This window comes from Corynebacterium sp. NML140438 (genome assembly GCF_001875725.1).
Lineage (GTDB): Bacteria > Actinomycetota > Actinomycetes > Mycobacteriales > Mycobacteriaceae > Corynebacterium.
The window spans coordinates 181,640-199,809 of record NZ_MLCQ01000019.1 but is presented as its reverse complement, the minus strand read 5'-3'; the positions used below and the strand labels follow the sequence as shown (position 1 = coordinate 199,809).

Below are 18,170 nucleotides of genomic sequence, written 5' to 3'. Positions count from 1 at the left end.
ACAATCACCGGGGTTTCAACGGCCGGTGGTGACGTCAACGCTGACGGCACCAACTCAGGTAACTGTGGATCGGTCATGAACAAAACCTCCTACGGATTAACGTTCACAACCACCCTGGCACTAAGGGAAACAACGAATTTGGTGCGCCTCAAGGCTCCCTTACTACCCCCGAAAACGGCCCACCCCAACCTTGAGTGGAACAGACTCAACTTCTCGTGCGTTAAGGAGAGTGAACAACAAAATAAAACGCAAAGAGAAAGGAAACGGACATGTCTTCGTTTAACCCAACTACGAAAACGCAGGAGGCGTTGCAGCAGGCGCTGCAGCAGGCGTCGGCAAAGGGCAACCCGGATATTCGCCCGGCGCATTTGCTTGAGGCGATCCTGAAGCAGGAGGACGGGATTGCGGCGCCGGTGTTGCAGGCGACGGGTGTGGATCCGCAGACGGTCGCGAAGGAGGCGGCTGAGCTGGTCGATTCCTACCCGAAGGCGGAGGGCCAGAATATGGCGAATCCGAACTTTAACCGCGATGGTCTGAATGCGTTGAATGCGGCGCAGGAGTTGGCGGGCGAGCTCGGCGACGAGTTCGTCTCTACTGAGGTGCTGTTAGCTGGTATTGCGCGTGGTAATGATGACGCGGCGGAGTTGCTGAAGAAGCGCGGCGCTACGTTTGAGGCGATTAAGGCGGCGTTCCAGTCGGTGCGTGGCAATAAGAAGGTGACCTCGGAGTCGCCGGAGGATCAGTTCCAGGCGTTGGAGAAGTATTCGACGGACCTGACGGCGCGTGCGCGTGAGGGCCGGATTGATCCGGTCATTGGTCGCGATTCGGAGATCCGCCGCGTGGTGCAGGTGTTGAGTCGTCGTACGAAGAATAATCCGGTGTTGATTGGTGAGCCGGGCGTCGGTAAGACGGCGATTGTTGAGGGCCTTGCACGACGCATCGTGGCGGGCGACGTCCCGGAGTCTCTGAAGGGCAAGACGCTGATCTCCCTGGACCTCGGGTCGATGGTCGCGGGCGCGAAGTACCGCGGCGAGTTCGAGGAGCGTCTGAAGGCGGTGTTGGACGAGATTAAGGAGTCCGACGGGCAGATCATCACGTTTATTGACGAGCTGCACACCATCGTCGGCGCTGGCGCCACGGGCGAGGGCGCGATGGATGCGGGCAACATGATTAAGCCGATGTTGGCGCGCGGCGAGCTGCGGCTGGTTGGTGCGACGACGTTGGATGAGTACCGTCAGTTCATCGAGAAGGATGCGGCGTTGGAGCGTCGTTTCCAGCAGGTGTACGTGGGTGAGCCGACTGTGGAGGACACGATCGGTATTCTGCGTGGCCTGAAGGAGCGCTACGAGGTGCACCACGGCGTGCGGATTCAGGATTCGGCGTTGGTGGCGGCTGCGGAGCTGTCGAACCGTTACATCACGAACAGGTTCTTGCCGGATAAGGCGATTGACCTGGTCGATGAGGCGGGCTCGCGTCTGCGGATGGAGATTGATTCTTCGCCGCAGGAGATTGATGAGCTGGAGCGTATCGTGCGCAGGCTTGAGATCGAGGAGATCGCGCTGCAGAAGGAGTCCGACGAGGCTTCGAAGGAGCGTCTGACGGATTTGCGCCAGGAGTTGGCGGATCAGCGCGAGAAGCTCGGTGAGCTGAAGGCGCGTTGGTCGAATGAGAAGGCGGAGATCGATAAGGTGCAGGCTGCGAAGGAGGAGCTGGAGCACCTGCGTAATGAGTCGGAGATCGCGGAGCGCGAGGGCGATTACGCGAAGGTCTCGGAGCTGCGGTACGGCCGCATTCCGGAGCTGGAGCAGCAGGTCAAGGACGCTGAGGAGGCGGCTGGGGCGTCGTCAAGGACGATGCTCACGGAGGAGGTTTCTCCTGAGGTGATTGCTGAGGTTGTGTCGGCGTGGACGGGTATCCCTGCGGGCAAGATGATGCAGGGTGAAACTGAGAAGCTGCTGGACATGGAGGCAATCCTGGCTGGTCGCGTTGTGGGCCAGAAGGAAGCTGTCGTGGCTGTGTCGGATGCGGTGCGGCGTTCGCGTGCGGGCGTTGCGGATCCGAACCGCCCGATTGGTTCCTTCCTGTTCCTGGGCCCGACTGGCGTGGGTAAGACGGAGCTTGCGAAGGCCCTGTCGGAGTTCCTCTTCGATGATGAGGCGGCGATGGTGCGCATCGATATGTCGGAGTACGGCGAGAAGCACTCGGTCGCGCGTTTGGTCGGTGCCCCTCCGGGGTACGTCGGCTACGACGCTGGCGGCCAGCTCACTGAGGCCGTGCGCCGTCGCCCGTACTCGCTGGTGCTGTTCGACGAGGTTGAGAAGGCGCACCAGGATGTATTCGATGTGTTGCTGCAGGTCCTCGACGAGGGTCGCCTCACCGACGGCCAGGGCCGCACGGTGGATTTCCGCAACACGGTGATCATTCTGACGTCGAACTTGGGCGCGGGCGGCGACCGCGAGCAGATCATGAACGCGGTGAAGGCGCACTTCAAGCCGGAGTTCATCAACCGTCTCGATGATGTGGTGGTGTTCGAGCCGCTGACGAAGGAGCAGCTGGTGGGCATCGTCGATATTCAGCTGGGCACGCTCGCCGATCGCCTTGCTTCTCGACGCCTCCAGCTCCGCGTCTCGGCCGCCGCGAAGGCGTGGCTCGCGGACCGCGGCTACGACCCGGCCTATGGCGCGCGTCCGCTGCGTCGTGTGATCCAGCAGGCGATCGGTGACCGGTTGGCGAAGGAGCTGCTGGCCGGCGCGATCCGCGACGGTGACGCAGTGCAGGTTGACGTCGCGGAAGGCGGTGAGGAGTTGGTGGTCTCGGCAGCGAAGTAGCGTTCGGGCTACACTGCTGTCCATGCAACCAACGACGACGATTTACACACGGGTGGCCGTGCCAGGCGTGGAGAACGAGCAACTTGAGGCTCACCAGCTTGGTGGCGGCCACTTCGTTGTTGCGTCGGTCCCGTTCGTGGATGTGTCGTTGGCAGTGGGGGACATCGTGGAGTGCGTGCGCGTTGGCGGCATGTTCCATGTGAATAAGGTCGTGGTGCGCGGCGGTGCGTCCACGGTGCGGATTTTGCCACAGGGGGAGTCGCCGTTTTCGCTGGCGGAGACGTTGCTGGCATTTGGTTGCCGGGTGGAGATGGGCCCGGGTGGGATGTTGGCGGCGTCGATAGGTGCGGATTGTCCGAAGGCCGGGATTGATGAATGGTTGGAGGGGTTGGCTGCTTCGGGAGTGATCCAGCTCGCACCTGGCTATACGGCGTGAGGCATACGCGTATGGTGTTATGTATGACTGTTTTTATTTCTCCGCAGGAGCTGTACGAACGTATTAAGTCCGGCAAGAAGCAGACGGTGCTCGATGTTTCTTGGGAGCCGGAGGCAGGCAAGGCCTGGCAGAAGTTCCAGTCCGAGCACATCCCGACGGCCGTCTACGGTGACCTGGAAGGACACCTCGTAGGCATGCCGGGCCGCCGCCAGGGACGCAACCCGCTGCCGTCGCTCACCGTGATCGACGAGGCGCTCGAGGAGTGGGGCGTCGAGGCGGACCGCCCGGTCTTCATCTACGACCAGGGCTCCGGCGTCTTCGCCGCCCGCGCCTGGTGGATCATGCGCTGGGCAGGCCTGGAGCACGTCCACATTATCGACGGCGGCTTCCGCGAGTGGGAGGCCGAGGGCCTCAAGACCATCGCCGGCCCAGGCAACGTGGTTGTGCCGCGCGACCTGGAGCTGGAAGGCAGCAAGCTTCCGGTGGCGACGCTGGAGGATGTGCAGCAGTTCGAGGGCGTCCTGATTGATGCGCGTGATGAGAAGCGCTTTGCTGGGCGTCGAGAAGTGCTGGACTTGAAGGCGGGCCACATTCCGTCGGCGCTGAACCTGCCGGCCGCGGACCTGTTCTGCAAGGAGACCAGGAAGATCAAGGAGACGGACTACATCCGCGACCGCTTCGCCAGCCTGGGCGTGACGCAGAATACGGACCCGGCGAAGATGATCACGTACTCGGGTTCGGGCAACCACTCCGCTCTGCTCATCGCGGCGATGGAGCACGCGGGCCTCCCGGTGGCCACGCATTACGTGGGTGGCTGGTCGCAGTGGAGTGCACGGTTGGGGAATAAGGTCGCCACGGCACTGTAGTATCAATCTTCGATGATTGCTTACGTGTTGTTTGGGCTGGCCGCGTTGCTCGTGGTCGCGGCTGTCTGGTTGTGGTTTGCACCTGCGTCTTCTTCCTTATCGACGCCCCCTCCGCCACCAGCCGAGCCCTCGCCTGAGCCCGCTCCGGCCGTGGAGCCTGAGCTCGAAGAGGAGCCCGCGCTCGAGGTGGAAGAGGAGCCTGAACCGGAACCTGCGCCGGAGCCCGAGCCCCAGCTGGAGCTCGAGCAGGCCCCGGAACCTGAGCCCGAGCCTGAACCAGAGTCCGAACCGGCACCTGTGCCCGAGCCTGCCCCGAAGCGCCCGCACCGCATGTCGGGCTTGCAGCTGCCGGGCGCGTCGCGCCGGGAGCGCCGCCTGTGGGCGGAACAACACGGCTTCCGCTTCTCGAAGGTGGATGAATACTTGGTAGACGAGTGGCACCGGGGCGCGGCGGCGTCCGGTGCGGAGCCGCGCGACGTCGTGGCAGGCCAGGTCTACGGTCATGATGTCCGCGTGGTGGACCTTGGCGGGGTGACGGTGGTGGCCGTCGCAACGGGTGAGGTCAGCGACATCGTGGTGGATATGCGCCGCCCGCAGTTCCAGGCGGATTCCTCGGCAGACTTAGTGCCGGTGGAGACCGTCGAGGGCTTCGAGCTGTTCACGAACGAGCCCGGCCCCGTCCTGCGCTTCATCGACGTGCGCGTGCGCACCGCCCTGCGCGAGATGCCCGAAAGCGCGTGCGCGGTGTGGTGCGAGCAGGACTGGGTGTTGGCGCAACTTGAGCGCGGCTCCACGCCACAGGACTGGGAGGACACGTTCGCGCCGCTGGCGCTGCTGGCGGACGCGGCACGCACACTGCCTCCGCGCGAGGCGGCTGACCTTACGCCGGTGCTCGGCGCCGTGGATGCGCCGGGGCCGGAGACCTCGCCGGTGCAACGCCCGGAGGAACCACTCGAGCTGCCAACCCGCGTGACCGGCGGCGGCTTCGGTGAGTTGGAGGACCACGAGGTCGGGGCGGATTCTGTGGCGCCGATCGCGGACGGTTCACCTGCCGATGACGGCGCGGAGCTCTATGATTTGACCAGAGTGCGCCGCGAGCAGCAGCCCTCCACAATTTTCAACGACACGCCGAAGGAGCCAACCGATCATGAACGATAAAGCACGCCTTGCAGAGCTGGTCAAGGAACTGGCCGTGGTACACGGTAAGGTCACGCTTTCCTCCGGGAAGGAGGCGGACTACTACGTGGATCTGCGTCGTGCGACGTTGCACCATGAGGCGGCGCCGCTGATCGGCAAGCTGCTGCGCGAGATGACGGCGGACCTGGAGTTCGACGCGGTCGGTGGCCTGACGCTGGGTGCGGACCCGGTGGCCACGGCCGTGATGCACGCCGACGGCCGCCCGATCGATGCGTTCGTAGTGCGCAAGGAGGCGAAGAAGCACGGGATGCAGCGCCGGATTGAGGGGCCGTCGATTGTTGGGAAGAAGGTCCTCGTGGTGGAGGACACCACCACGACCGGCAACTCGCCGCTGACCGCGGTGGAGGCCGTGCGTGCCGAGGGCGCGGAGGTTGTCGCGGTGGCTACCGTGGTGGACCGCGCGACCGGCGCCGCCGACGCCCTGCACGAGGCCGGCCTGGACTACCGATTCCTGCTGGGGCTCGAGGACCTTGGACTCAACTGAGCAGGGTAAGGGCCCAACGGAGTGGAATGAGGGTCGCCACGGCGTAGGGCCGTGGGAGGGCCCATGGCCGGATGATCCCCGGTTGGATCCGCAGTTTTTGGAGGAGGGGGATCGTCGCAACGTAGTGGACGCCTACCGCTACTGGTCCCTCGAGGCGATCCGCGAGGAGCTGGATCAGCGGCGCCACCCGTTCCACGTTGCGATTGAGAATTTTGAGAACGACGCGAACATCGGCACCGTGGTGCGCACCGCGAACGCGTTTCTCGCTGAGGAGGTCCACATTATTGGGCGACGGCGCTGGAACCGGCGCGGCGCGATGGTGACGGACCGCTACCAGCACATCCGGCACCACGCGACGATCGAGGACTTCGCCCAGTGGGCCAAAGAGCACGATCTGCCGATCGTGGCGATTGATAACACACCCGGCTGCGTGCCGCTGGAGACGGCGGAACTTCCGCAGCGCTGCGTGTTAGTGTTCGGGCAGGAAGGCCCCGGCATTACGGACGAGACTCAGCGCGAGGCGTCGATGACCTGCTCGATTGCGCAGTTCGGCTCGACGCGCTCGATTAACGCGGGTGTCGCCGCGGGCATTGCGATGCACGCGTGGATACGCCAGCACGCCGACTTGAGTACTGCTTGGTGAAAGGTGAAGGTTGTGGAAGAAACCGCCGCGGAAACATGGTCGCACCGCGCTGACCTGGCTCAATCGGCTGTGCAGGAGCGGCACGCCTCCCGCCTGTGGGGGCTGCCGAAGACGAACCTCGCAGTGGTCACGTGGCCACCGGGCTCGAAAGATCGCCTGTACTGGCACTGGCACTACTGGTGGCAGGCCCACTATTTGGACTGCCAGATCGACGCCGCTCTTCGACGCCCCACCAAAACCCACAAGCGCCGCATCAAGGACACCCTGCGTGGCATCCAGCGCCGCAACCTGGGCAAGCTGACGAAGAACAAGTACTACGACGACAAGGCATGGCTGGCGTTGGCGTGGAACCGCGCCGTCGACGAGGGCTTGGCGCGCCGCACGAAGGCCCTCGACGCCCTGGAGTTCGACCTGCTCGCCGGTATCGACCCGGTAATGGGTGTGCTGCCGTGGCGTACGGAGGAAACCTTCTACAACGTGCCCTCGAATGGTCCGTCGGCGCTGCTGTTCGCGCGCACTGGCCGCCTGGACAAGGCCCGCGAGCTGCTTGACTGGACGTTCGACAATCTGGTTACCGAATCAGGCTTGGTGCAGGACGGGATCCGGATGCGGATGCATGGCCCGGAGGTCGTCGACAAGCTGTATACCTACAACCAGGGCACGGTGCTCGGCGCGAGTCTCGAGATCGCGCTGGCGTTGCGCGCCGACGTCGGACTTCGCGACGACGAGCCAATCGACTCCTTCGCGTACTCAAAACGCGCCGATGATTCCGTGTTTTACATCACACATATCCGGGCAATCGTGGAAGCGATCGTCCTGCATATGGCTACCCCCCAGGGGGTGATTCTGAACAAACCATACGAATCTGGCGACGGCGACGGCGGCCTGTTCAAGGGAATTCTGGCGCGCTACCTCGCCGATGTTACGGTCCGCCTGCCGGAAGATTCCCCCCAGAACATCGCGACGAAAAAGATAGCATCAAGGCTGATTATGGCCTCGGCGGAGTCGTTATGGTCCCATCGTTTGGAGGTCGACGGGCTGCCGATCTTCTCTGCGCGGTGGACTGAAGACGCCCGCCTTCCCCACAATTATGGGCTCGGCCCATCGTCCCTGAGCGAGGCTGTCGGGTTGGTTCGAATTGATGAGAGGGACCTTTCGGTACAGCTTTCCGGGTGGATGCTGCTGGAGGCTGCTGCTCGGGTGGCGGCTGCAAATAGTCAGTAAAGCAGGCATACTGGTTGGCGTACCTAAGAAGCTCTAGTGGAGGTTATCTTCATGCCAATTGCAACCCCTGAGGTCTACAACCAGATGCTCGACACTGCAAAGAAGGGCGGGTTCGCTTACCCGGCCATCAACTGCACGTCGTCTGAGACCATCAACGCCGCAATTCGTGGTTTCGCAGAAGCCGAGTCTGACGGCATCATCCAGTTCTCGACCGGTGGCGCAGAGTTCGGTTCTGGCCTGTCCGTGAAGAACAAGGTTGCGGGTGCCCAGGCGCTTGCTGCGTTCGCACATGAGATCGCTAAGCACTACGACGTCAACATCGCGCTGCACACCGACCACTGCCAGCTCGAGGTTCTCGACGAGTACGTCCGCCCACTGATCGCGATCTCCCAGGAGCGCGTCGACCGCGGCGAGAACCCACTGTTCCAGTCCCACATGTGGGACGGCTCCGCCATCCCAATCGACCACAACCTTGAGGTCGCCCAGGAGCTCCTGGAGAAGGCACACAAGGCCAACATCATCCTCGAGGTCGAGATCGGCGTCGTCGGTGGCGAAGAGGACGGCGTCCAGGCAAAGGCCGGCGCCAACCTGTACACCAGCGAAGAGGACTTCGAGAAGACCATCGATGCCCTCGGCACCGGCGAGAACGGCCGCTACCTGCTGGCCGCAACCTTCGGCAACGTCCACGGCGTGTACAAGCCAGGCAACGTGAAGCTGCGCCCAGAGGTCCTCGACATGGGCCAGAAGGTTGCAGAGAAGAAGCTCGGCCTCGCAGCCGGCACCAACCCATTCGACTTCGTCTTCCACGGCGGCTCCGGCTCCGAGAAGGAGAAGATCGAGGAGTCCCTGCGTTACGGCGTCATCAAGATGAACGTTGACACCGACACCCAGTACGCCTTCACCCGCCCAGTAGTTTCCCACATGTTCGAGAACTACGACGGCGTCCTGAAGATCGACGGCGAAGTGGGCAACAAGAAGGCCTACGACCCACGCTCCTACATGAAGAAGGCTGAGCAGGGCATGGCCGACCGCGTCATCGAGGCCTGCCAGGACCTGCGCTCCGTTGGCACCTCCGTGTCCAAGTAAGTCTTACTGCTTGCTCTTCCTGAAACCCCTGGGGCCCTCGAGGTCCTGGGGGTTTCTTCGTGTTTTCTGGAATCCGGGGATTTGGTGTCACCCCAGCTGCCCCGAGTGACAAAGGACGCAATCGCGTCCGCCGAATCCGGCAAAAGCCCAGGTCGCAAAAATCTCGTTGCGTCTTTTGTCACTGAACCTGCCCGTCCAGCCGTGCCCATGCCGTTCCCGTCGACCAATGCAGGTCGCGGCTTTTTGATGCTTTTCGACGCCATTTCCCCAATCGTGCGCTGACCTGCATTGGTCAACGCTAACAGGTTGACCGGAACGAAAACGGAACGACGACTCGGGGGCGCTATGGTTATGGCATGGCGAAAGAGAGAATGGGTACGCGTGCCAGGTTGGCGTCGGTGGATCAGTCGATTCAGGCGCGGTTCATGCGTGTGCGCAAGCGTTTGCTGCCGATTCTGCAGATGGGCATTGCTGCCGGTATTGCGTATTGGATTGCGGGGGATGTGGTTGGGAACGCGAAGCCGTTCTTTGCCCCGATTTCCGTAGTCATCATCATTGGCATGTCGGGTGGGGAGCGTATTTCGAAGGCGATCGATTTGTCGATTGGTTGTGCGCTCGGCGTGTTGGTAGGGGATTCCCTGTTTTACCGGCTTGGTGATGGGGGTTGGCAGATTGCGGTGATTGTGTCGGGCAGTTTGTTGATTGCGTCGTTCTTTTCGAAGTCGCAGTTGGTGAATAACCAGGTGGCGATCGGTTCGATTCTGATCGCGACGATTATGCCGCCCGGTGCGGAGGTGACGGGGTTTGACCGTACGATTGACGCGGCGGTGGGGTGTTTGGTGGCGTTGGCTACGATCGCGCTGATTCCGCAGGGGCCGATGGAGCCTGTGCGCGCGGAGATTTCGAACTTGATGGGGTTGATGAGTTCAGTTCTTGACGACGTCGCCTCCGGCCTCACCGACCGCGACCCATTGGTGATCGACGATGCCCTGGAGGCGATTCGCGGGTCGCAGACGGATATTGACGATATGGCGTCTGCGGTGAACGCGGGGAAGGAGACGACGAAGATTTCCCCGTTTTTGTGGGGCGCGCGCCGCTATATCAATTCGCTGAGTTTGGTGATCCCGCCGGTGGATAACGCGGTGCGTTCGTGTCGAGTGCTGGCGCGTCGGGCGTTGGTGCTGTGTGAGGATGGGGACCGGGTGGTACCGCAGCAGATTGAGCTGATTGATGTGTTGGCGAAGGCGTGCCTGGACATTTCTGAGGTGTACGAGGTGAAGTCGCGGCGTGCGCAGGCTACGGTGATCCCGCAGATTGTGAACGAGTTGCGGGCGGTGGCGCAGGGCTCATCGGTGGAGCTGTTGGGTAAGGACGCGGTGTTGTCGGAGTATGCGATTTTGGCGCAGACGCGTTCGCTGACGGTGGACCTACTGCAGGTGTGCGGCATGTCGAGGGAGTCCGCGCTGGCGGCGCTGGCGCCGACGTCGGACACGCCGGCGTACCCGCCGGAAACCTTCGACTTGGACTAATCTAACCCCGCACCGACTGGATGTCGCGCAGGTGGCGGTAGAACGTCACCCGCTGTAGTGGCCGCGGGTGGGCGACACCGTCCACCACCAGCGTGATGTCCTCCCCGCCGGACTGTAGCGCCCGGCCAGTAAGGACGGTCGCCGGGTCCGTGAGGGCCGGGGCGACCGTTTTGCCTTTCACAAACATCCCACCCAGCGGCATGCCAGCCAGTCCTTCGAGGCGCTGCGGATCAACTCGCCGGCCCTCCGGAACCACGAGCGGCGTGACCAGCCGGGATGCCGCCAGGCCCGGCGCATCAGGCGTGGGCACCAGGCGCGCCCCGAACTGTCCGAAGAACCGCGCGGAGGGTTCCTCGCCGGTGCGCATCACCAACTGTTGCGAGTCCACGACAATCTCGCCCACGTACTCGTCGCGCCCATCCCCGTGCGAGAGCGTCGCCGAACCGGCCACCACCACGCCCGTGTCCGTCCGAATACACGGCGACGGCACCACCGGGCCCTCCACAGCCAAGTCCACGGAGCCCGCGCCCCACGCCACCGCCGCCGGCGAATCAACGCAGGTGGGCAGGTAAGCGACCTCGATCCACATCACGTCCGCGCGCATGAGTCGCGTCAGCACCGCACTCAGCGCCGCGTCACTGCCCGACACGATCACGCGCAGCCGCTCCTCCGGCCGCTGCGGCGCCAGCTGCGGGGCGCCCAGATGCTCCACGGACGGTGACTTCTGGATCTCCGCCAGGCTCGGCGTCGGGTCGTGGGGGAGGGCGGAGCTGGCGGCGTCGAGAAGAAAAGAAAGCTCACTTCTCGACGGCACCTCCGACAGTGTGACCTCCTCCGCACCCGGAACTGTGAGGGAGCTAGCACACGCACAATGAAGAAGACGCATGCCATTCACGCTACAATAAGCCCGGATTAGTGCCTATTAAAGGAGAGAGAATGTCCGCCATCATCATTGTCGGCGCCCAATGGGGCGACGAGGGGAAAGGCAAAGCCACCGATATCCTCGGCGGGAAAGTCGACTACGTAGTCAAACCCAACGGCGGTAACAACGCAGGCCACACGGTTGTTGTGGGCGGCGAAAAGTACGAACTGAAACTGCTGCCGGCCGGCGTGCTCAGCGAGAACGCCACCCCGATCCTGGGCAACGGCGTCGTCATCAACCTCGAAGCGCTCTTCGACGAAATCGACGGCCTCGAAGCCCGCGGCGCCAACGCCTCACGCCTGCGCATCTCCGGCAACGCGCACCTCGTCGCGCCCTACCACCAAACACTCGACCGCGTCCAGGAACGCTTCCTGGGCAAGCGCGCCATCGGCACCACCGGCCGCGGCATCGGCCCCACCTACGCCGACAAAGTCGCCCGCGTCGGCCTGCGCGTCCAAGACATCCTCGACGAATCAATCCTCCGCCAGAAAATCGAATCGGCGCTGGACGTCAAGAACCAAATGCTGGTCAAGATGTACAACCGCCGCGCCATCGAAGCCGACGCAATGATGGACTACTTCATGTCCTACGCCGAACGCCTCAAACCAATGATTATCGACGCCGAAAACGTCCTCAACACCGGCCTCGCCGAAGGCAAACACGTCCTCATGGAGGGCGGCCAGGCCACCATGCTCGACGTCGACCACGGCACCTACCCGTTCGTGACCTCCTCCAACCCGACCGCCGGCGGCGCCTGCGTCGGCTCCGGCATCGGCCCGACCAAGATCACGGCGACCCTGGGCATCGTGAAGGCATACACCACGCGCGTCGGCGCCGGCCCGTTCCCGACCGAGCTCTTTGACAAGTGGGGCGAGTACCTGCAGGAAACCGGCGGCGAAGTCGGCGTGAACACCGGCCGTAAGCGCCGCTGCGGCTGGTACGACTCCGTCGTGGCCCGCTACGCCGCCCGTGTCAACGGCTTCACGGACTACTTCCTGACCAAACTCGACGTCCTCACCGGCATCGGCGAAATCCCGATCTGTGTCGCCTACGACGTCGACGGCGTCCGCCACGACGAAATGCCACTGACCCAGTCCGACTTCCACCACGCCACCCCCATCTACGAAACGATGCCGGCCTGGGACGAGGACATCACCAGCTGCACTACCTTCGAGGAGCTCCCGCAGAAGGCCCAGGACTACGTCCTTCGCCTTGAGGAGCTCTCGGGCGCGCCGATTAGCTACATCGGTGTCGGACCTGGCCGCGACCAGACCATCGTCCGCTTCGACGTGATGGATCGCTAGCTTCCTGCTTCCTCCGAAGATCGGGACCTGGGAGACGCTCCCAGGTCCTCTTCTTGTTTGAGCCGAGGGGTTGATATATGCCTCTCAACTTTATTCGGAAAATCGTGAACAGAATTGCGCTTTTTGTGACCACGCGCACAAGCAAATCTGTTCACAATTTCCCGACTTCGCTCGAGAGCACACCATCCCCCTTCAAGTTTGCCCGCCACATACGCAGCTGAATATGCTGACCTCTATGAACGCAGAGAAACCCCAGCAGCCTATCACTCAGCTTGACCCGGCACGGGATTTGAGGTGTGATCCTCGCCAGGTGCTCGTGCTGGGGGACAGCGTGGTGGAGGAGGAACTCGCGTGGTCGTTTCGGCAGCTCGGGTTCGACGTGACGCACCTGCGCACCGCTGAAATAGACGCGGAAGACATGCAGCAGCGGTATCCGTCGTTGACGGTGGCGGGCGCCGGGGTGGACCCGGAGGTGCTTAAGGAACTGGAGGAGCGCGCCGGGTCGATTGTGTCGCCGTCGGTGGGGGCGCAGGAGTTGTGCAGTTCGCGTGAGGGCGTGCGTGCGACGGCGACGGATTCCCTGGGGCTGCCGACGTTGCGCTGCGAGTTCGTGCGGTCGCCAGAGGAGCTGGAGGAGGCGGCGTTGCGGTTGGGTTTGCCGGTCGTCGTGAAGCCGGGGAGGTCTTCGGAGGGGCAGGGCCAGACGGTGCTGCGGAACGAGGAGGAACTCCACGCGGAGGTAACCACAGCGTGGGAAACAGCTCTAGAGGTGGACCCGGAGGGTCCCGTGGTCGTGGAGCGCTTCATTGAGTTTGATTTTGAGCTGACGATTTTGGCGGCTCGTTCGGTGGATCCGGCGACGGGTGAGTTGGCGACGTGGTTCTGTGAGCCGATCGGTACGCGCCATGAGGGTGGCCGTCTGGTGGAGGCGTGGCAGCCTGCGGTGTTGTCGGAGGCTGCGGCGGGGAATGCGAGGTCGATTGCGGCGCGGATCACGGGGGCGCTCGGCGGGCAGGGGTTGTATGCGGTGGAGATGTTTGTGGCGGGGGATGACGTGTACTTTTCGGATGCGCGGCCGCGCCCGTCGTTGGATGGGTTGTTGACACGCGCGACGCAGCGCCTGAACCAGTGCTCGCTGCACGCGCGGGCGGTGATTGGTCTGCCTATTGACGCCACGTTGGTCAGCCCAGGCGCGATGGTCCTGGTGGAGGGCGCGGCACCGAGCGTGGCTGGCCTTGCGAAAGCGATGTCGGTCGCGGAGACGGGTGTGCGCTTTGTGGATGGTGCTGCGGTGGTGACGTCGACGGGTGAGTCAGCGCAGGAGGCGCGGGACCGGGCGACGTTGGCGGCGTCACGCTTGTAGCTCAAAGCCGTCTTGGATATGGCCTAGTTTTCTGGTTTAATTGACAGATTGCTGCAATCTTTTTTGGAGATGGAGTTGTCTGCGCATGAACACGTCCCGGTTGGGTATGGCGGTGGTTGCCGCGATGGTGGCGTCGTCAATTGTGGTGCCGCGGGCGTCGGCGCAGGTTGATGTGGGTGCAGCGAAACCGTTTTTGGATGTGGTGGCGCCGGATTATGCGCAGGCGTTGCATTCGACGGAGGCGTTGTTTTCGCCGGGGAATCCGGATGATCCGGCGACGGTGAATGGTTCGGTGAAGTTGCCGGTGGAGGTGGCTCGTTCAGCGCGGACGGTGAATGCGTCGGCGAAGGTGTTGACGAACCGCAAGGGGGAGCCGCTGGGCCGGCCGGTGATGGTGGATGATGGCGCGGGGAATTTGATTCCGGCGTTGCATCCGGGGACGTGGGCGCCGGTGCGTCGGGAGCCGATTCGTGTGTTCGCGCAGTGGTATGAGGGTGTGTATACGGAGCATTCGTCGCCGACGTTTTATACGGAGGTGGATGAGAACGGGAACTTTTCGCTGAAGCTGCAGCCGTATGTGGATGCGCGTGGGGTGGAGCGTGAGTTTTTGGCGGATGCGACGATTGGTGTTGGTTCGGGGGATCGTGGGCGTGATCAGTTGCGTGAGAAGCTGCGTGTGTGGGTGGAGTTGCCGGAGAGCGTGCGGGATGATTATCGCTTGATTCACCAGCCTGCGGGTATTGTGCCGCCGACGAATTGGTTGGGGAACGTGACGCCGTCGTATGAGACGAATGGTTGGTGGCGCGGCGGCAAGGTGAACGGTTTCTTCGTTGCCTACCAGGACCGGCGGAACACTGCGCAGCATTTGTTGGACCGCTCGAAGTGGGTTGCAAACGAGGGCTCGGGCACCCCGTTTGGCGTGTATACGGGGCAGATGTTTTGGAATACGGTGGATACGCCGTTTAACAGGCGTTATCAGGAGTCGATGACGAATAATTCGGGGGATGCTGGGGCTGCCGGGATGCTGGTGGTTGGGTCGTATTTGTCGGATGAGGCCGTCGAGAAGGTCCTTGCGTACGGTAGGGAGCGCTTCGGCAAGAAGGTTCGGGGTCTTTCGTGGACACCGGATGATGAGAAGCAGTTGCAGCTTTGGATTAATGAGCAGGTTGCGAAGGACCAGTCCTGGATCGCTGAGACGGCGATGACCAGGACAGACGAGAACGGCGACTTCAGCCTGTACTGGCGCGGTACCTACGGTAATTCGTTTGATGGTGCTGGCCTGGTCGGCAGTTGGCATCACCGGGTTGCGGAGTCGTGGGACGAGGGCTCGTGGGCCAAGGGCAATATGTATTCGAAGCATATTAACTGGGATTGGTCCTTTGTTTCGATTTTGACCCCGGACGGCAAGGAGTTGCCGAATAACGTTGGCGCGCTGCATCCGTGGGCGCTGGGGTATTGGGGTGGCCCGGGGCCTGGCGGTAATTTTGACTATTGGTCGGGTTCGGATGTGCCGTGGCTGAAGCTTTCGGCTGGTTCGGCGTACGCGGGTTCGACGTTGGTGAGCTCGCCGCGGTACGCCTTATCGACGGCCCCCTTGAAGTTCCACGTGGAGAAGCGGAATACGTTTAATAACTGGGCGTCTCCGGGGGAGACAGTGCATACGTTTGGTTCGGGTGTGCCGATTTCGAAGGGGCTGGAGTACCAGATCGTGTGGTACGACGATGATGGTTCGCGTGTACACGAGTGCCCGGTGACGAAGCCGGATGAGCAGGCGCGCATCGAGTCGTGTGGCTTCAAGGTGCCCGATGATGCGCGGCAGGGCGATACGTATATTGCTCGCCTGTTTTACGCTGCGGATGTTGGCAACATTGAGGCGATGTTGGCGCAGGATTCGTTTGCGGTAACGCATATGTATTTGGAGTACGGGGAGCCGGCGGAGGCGGCCGTCGGTAGGCAGGCGGTGGCGACGCCGAGCTTCGATAACCCGGCTTCGGACGCTGTGGAGGAGAAACCGGAGCGTGCGGAGTTCCAGCTGGGTTCGTTGCCGTTCGGGATTGATGCGTCCCAGGTGAGCGTGGACGATGAGGGTGTGGTGCGTTTTACGCCGCGCCTGGACCAGGTTGGCGAGCGCATTGAGATCCCGGTGGAGATGCTGGATCCGAGTAGCAAGATTCGCCGCTATAACACGGAGGGTACGGAGGAGATTGGGTCGCGTCCGGTTGCGGCCGCGATTGCGACGTTCGTGCCGCACGTGGCGCACTACGTGTTGGAGTACAAGGAGCAGCAGGTCGAACCTGGTCAGTCGGCGCAGTTCTCGTCGCCGACGTTTGATGACCTCGCGACGAAGCAGCGTGAGCAGCTTACTTTCGAGGGCGCACAGTTCGAGTTGGAACGTCCGGTGCCTGGAGTATCTATCGACGCCGACTCCGGCGAACTTACGGTCGATGTGTCGCACCGCCAGCTCGCCGATGTTGAGGTTCCTGTGGTGGCGCACGTCCCGTACGAGGATCCGGTGCATGGTGTGGCGAAGGTCCGCTTGCGTATGCCGTTGCCGGTACTGAGCACTGTTGAGCAGCAGTCAGTGGCGGCGGGTGCTCAGCAGGAGCGACTCGTGCCGACGGTGGAGCACGCCGGGAACGCGCAGGCCCGCCTGGAGCGCGTTGGCGTGGACGGCGTTGCTGTTGAGGGTGCCTCAGTAGAGCTAGATTTGGATTCTGGTGCGATGTACCTGACCGTGCCAGTGGAGACCCCACCCGGCGACGACTACGAGATTGTGGTCTCTGCGCTTTCAACGGGTGAGGTGATCGGCCGGATCCCTGTTCGCGTCACGGAGAACATCGCGGACCTCTATGTGCCGAAGTACCAGGGCACAACGACGCATCCTGGCCAGGACGTCATGATCCGCAACCAGGGCGACACCCTGCCCAAGGGAACGGACGTCACCGTGAGCGGCCCGTTGGATTGGGGCATCACTGTCGAGGGCGACGCAGTGGAGCTGCACGCGCCGAAGGACGCAACCCCGGGCACCGAGGTCTTCGATATCACGGTGCGCTACAAGGACGGTTCCTCGGATGTGATCCCGGTGCGTGTGCGCGTGGCCGCGCCGACCACCACGACAGCGGCGCCGACGGCGACCGCCCCGACGTCGACGGCACCAGCGACTACTACCACGTCGGCACCGACGAAGGTGGCACCACCGCCGGCTTCCTCTGCGCCGACTACCACCGTGACCACACCTGCGACCGCGCCGGGGACCACACCGGTGCCTACCAGTACGAAGGCATCTCCGATCCCGCCGTCGGATGCCCGTGCGAACTACGCGGACCCGAACAGCGCCCTCGGTCGCGTGCCGGTTGACATGGGCGGGAGCGCGGTGACGCGCGACCCGTTCGCTGACTCGCTGGCGCTGGTACGCAGCTACGAGATGCACGCCCCTGCCGGCGCGCACGGCTGGGAGTTCTCCTTGGATGAGGACACAGGCCAGATCCACGCGGTCGCGCCGTCGCAGGAGTTCCTTGCGGCGCTGTTCGAGGAAGCCTACGGCAGTGCCCGCGATGGTGTCGTGCAGTTGCGCCCGCCGGTGTGGGCGCAGTTCGCGGTGGATTTCCAGCACGTGCTTCGCCCGGCGGTCAACGTCATCGTCGAGCACGAGGACGGCCGCGTCGAGCTCGCCACAGCAGCCTTCGAGCTTGTCGACGCCCACAAGCACCCACTACTCGACCGCACAGCGGACGCCGACGGCGACGGCGTGTCCAACGTCGACGAGTTGGAACAGCACACGAACCCATTTGCTGCCCCAGCCCCGACGCCAACTACGTCCGCGCAGCCCGAGCAGCCAACCGCGACGAACTCTGCGGCTACTCCAACCACATCGGCCCCAGCTGAGGACCCGAAGCGTTGGGAAGTGGAGAAGTGTATCGCGGTTTCCGTGGCTGCCGGGGTACCGCTGTTGTTGCTGATGCCGCTTGGTATTGCGGCGCAGGAGGTCCCCGCCGTGAAGCAGGCGATGGCGCCAGTGCGCAAGGCGATGGCTGACTTGGTTGGTCCCGCTGGCCAGTCGGGTGCGAACAACCCTGAGATTGCGCTGGCGGGCGCGGGCCTGCTGGCATTCGGCGTGGCACTGAGCATTCTGATCTACACGCAGTGTGGGCCAGAGGTGACTAAGGACGGGCTGAGCAGTAAGAAGTAGTGGGCGGTTCCGGCGTGAACGTGCGCACCACTACCGGGCTGAGCCTTTGGGTCCGAACCATCTCGAAATTGTGTTCGAATTATTAGTGGATAGTGGGGC

The 18,170-nt window shown here is 63.1% G+C and carries 13 protein-coding genes; 12 read left to right on the top strand and 1 reads right to left on the bottom strand.

Going from position 1 to position 18,170, the window contains the following annotated elements; genetic code table 11:
* Positions 1–269: 269 nt before the first annotated feature.
* The 9 genes from clpB to BJP08_RS06750 all read left to right on the top strand — a co-directional run bounded on the left by clpB (position 270) and on the right by BJP08_RS06750 (position 10,293).
* Positions 270–2,828, top strand: a complete 2,559-nt coding sequence (clpB, locus tag BJP08_RS06790) for an ATP-dependent chaperone ClpB (protein WP_071568881.1) — start codon at positions 270–272, stop codon at positions 2,826–2,828.
* A 22-nt stretch (positions 2,829–2,850) separates the two neighbouring features.
* Positions 2,851–3,264, top strand: coding sequence for a DUF4265 domain-containing protein (locus BJP08_RS06785; protein ID WP_070479576.1), 414 nt, complete (start codon positions 2,851–2,853; stop codon positions 3,262–3,264).
* Positions 3,265–3,287: 23 nt separating this feature from the next.
* Positions 3,288–4,130 (top strand): sulfurtransferase, encoded by an 843-nt coding sequence (locus BJP08_RS06780; protein WP_071568880.1) that lies wholly within the window; start codon positions 3,288–3,290, stop codon positions 4,128–4,130.
* Positions 4,131–4,142: 12 nt separating this feature from the next.
* Positions 4,143–5,288, top strand: a complete 1,146-nt coding sequence (locus BJP08_RS06775; RefSeq protein WP_255364789.1) for a hypothetical protein — start codon at positions 4,143–4,145, stop codon at positions 5,286–5,288.
* Complete coding sequence (gene pyrE / locus BJP08_RS06770) at positions 5,278–5,811, top strand: orotate phosphoribosyltransferase (RefSeq protein ID WP_070479573.1); 534 nt, start codon at positions 5,278–5,280, stop codon at positions 5,809–5,811. Before BJP08_RS06775 ends, pyrE begins: the two co-directional genes overlap by 11 nt.
* Positions 5,798–6,454: an RNA methyltransferase gene (locus BJP08_RS06765; RefSeq protein ID WP_071568879.1), complete on the top strand. Its 657-nt coding sequence runs from the start codon at positions 5,798–5,800 to the stop codon at positions 6,452–6,454. The genes pyrE and BJP08_RS06765 overlap by 14 nt, the downstream gene beginning before the upstream one ends.
* A 12-nt stretch (positions 6,455–6,466) precedes the next feature.
* A complete protein-coding gene (locus BJP08_RS06760) occupies positions 6,467–7,678 on the top strand; it encodes a glycoside hydrolase family 76 protein (RefSeq protein ID WP_071568878.1) in 1,212 nt (403 codons plus the stop codon).
* 45 nt (positions 7,679–7,723) lie between these two features.
* Positions 7,724–8,764 (top strand): class II fructose-bisphosphate aldolase, encoded by a 1,041-nt coding sequence (gene fbaA, locus BJP08_RS06755; RefSeq protein WP_255364790.1) that lies wholly within the window; start codon positions 7,724–7,726, stop codon positions 8,762–8,764.
* A gap of 356 nt (positions 8,765–9,120) precedes the next feature.
* Entirely contained in the window at positions 9,121–10,293 is a 1,173-nt protein-coding gene (locus tag BJP08_RS06750; protein ID WP_071568877.1) for an aromatic acid exporter family protein, read from the top strand.
* 1 nt (position 10,294) lies between these two features.
* On the opposite strand, the gene BJP08_RS06745 is transcribed toward BJP08_RS06750, so the two are convergent.
* Complete coding sequence (locus tag BJP08_RS06745; protein ID WP_071568876.1) at positions 10,295–11,179, bottom strand: hypothetical protein; 885 nt, start codon at positions 11,177–11,179, stop codon at positions 10,295–10,297.
* Positions 11,180–11,229: 50 nt separating this feature from the next.
* Here BJP08_RS06745 and BJP08_RS06740 point away from each other — a divergent pair, with 50 nt between their 5' ends.
* The 3 genes from BJP08_RS06740 to BJP08_RS06730 all read left to right on the top strand — a co-directional run bounded on the left by BJP08_RS06740 (position 11,230) and on the right by BJP08_RS06730 (position 18,071).
* On the top strand, positions 11,230–12,519 hold the full coding sequence (locus tag BJP08_RS06740; RefSeq protein ID WP_071568875.1) for an adenylosuccinate synthase: 1,290 nt from the start codon (positions 11,230–11,232) through the stop codon (positions 12,517–12,519).
* A gap of 235 nt (positions 12,520–12,754) precedes the next feature.
* Positions 12,755–13,882: an ATP-grasp domain-containing protein gene (locus tag BJP08_RS06735; protein ID WP_083428453.1), complete on the top strand. Its 1,128-nt coding sequence runs from the start codon at positions 12,755–12,757 to the stop codon at positions 13,880–13,882.
* Positions 13,883–13,967: 85 nt separating this feature from the next.
* Entirely contained in the window at positions 13,968–18,071 is a 4,104-nt protein-coding gene (locus BJP08_RS06730; RefSeq protein ID WP_071568874.1) for a Rib/alpha-like domain-containing protein, read from the top strand.
* Positions 18,072–18,170: the final 99 nt, after the last annotated feature.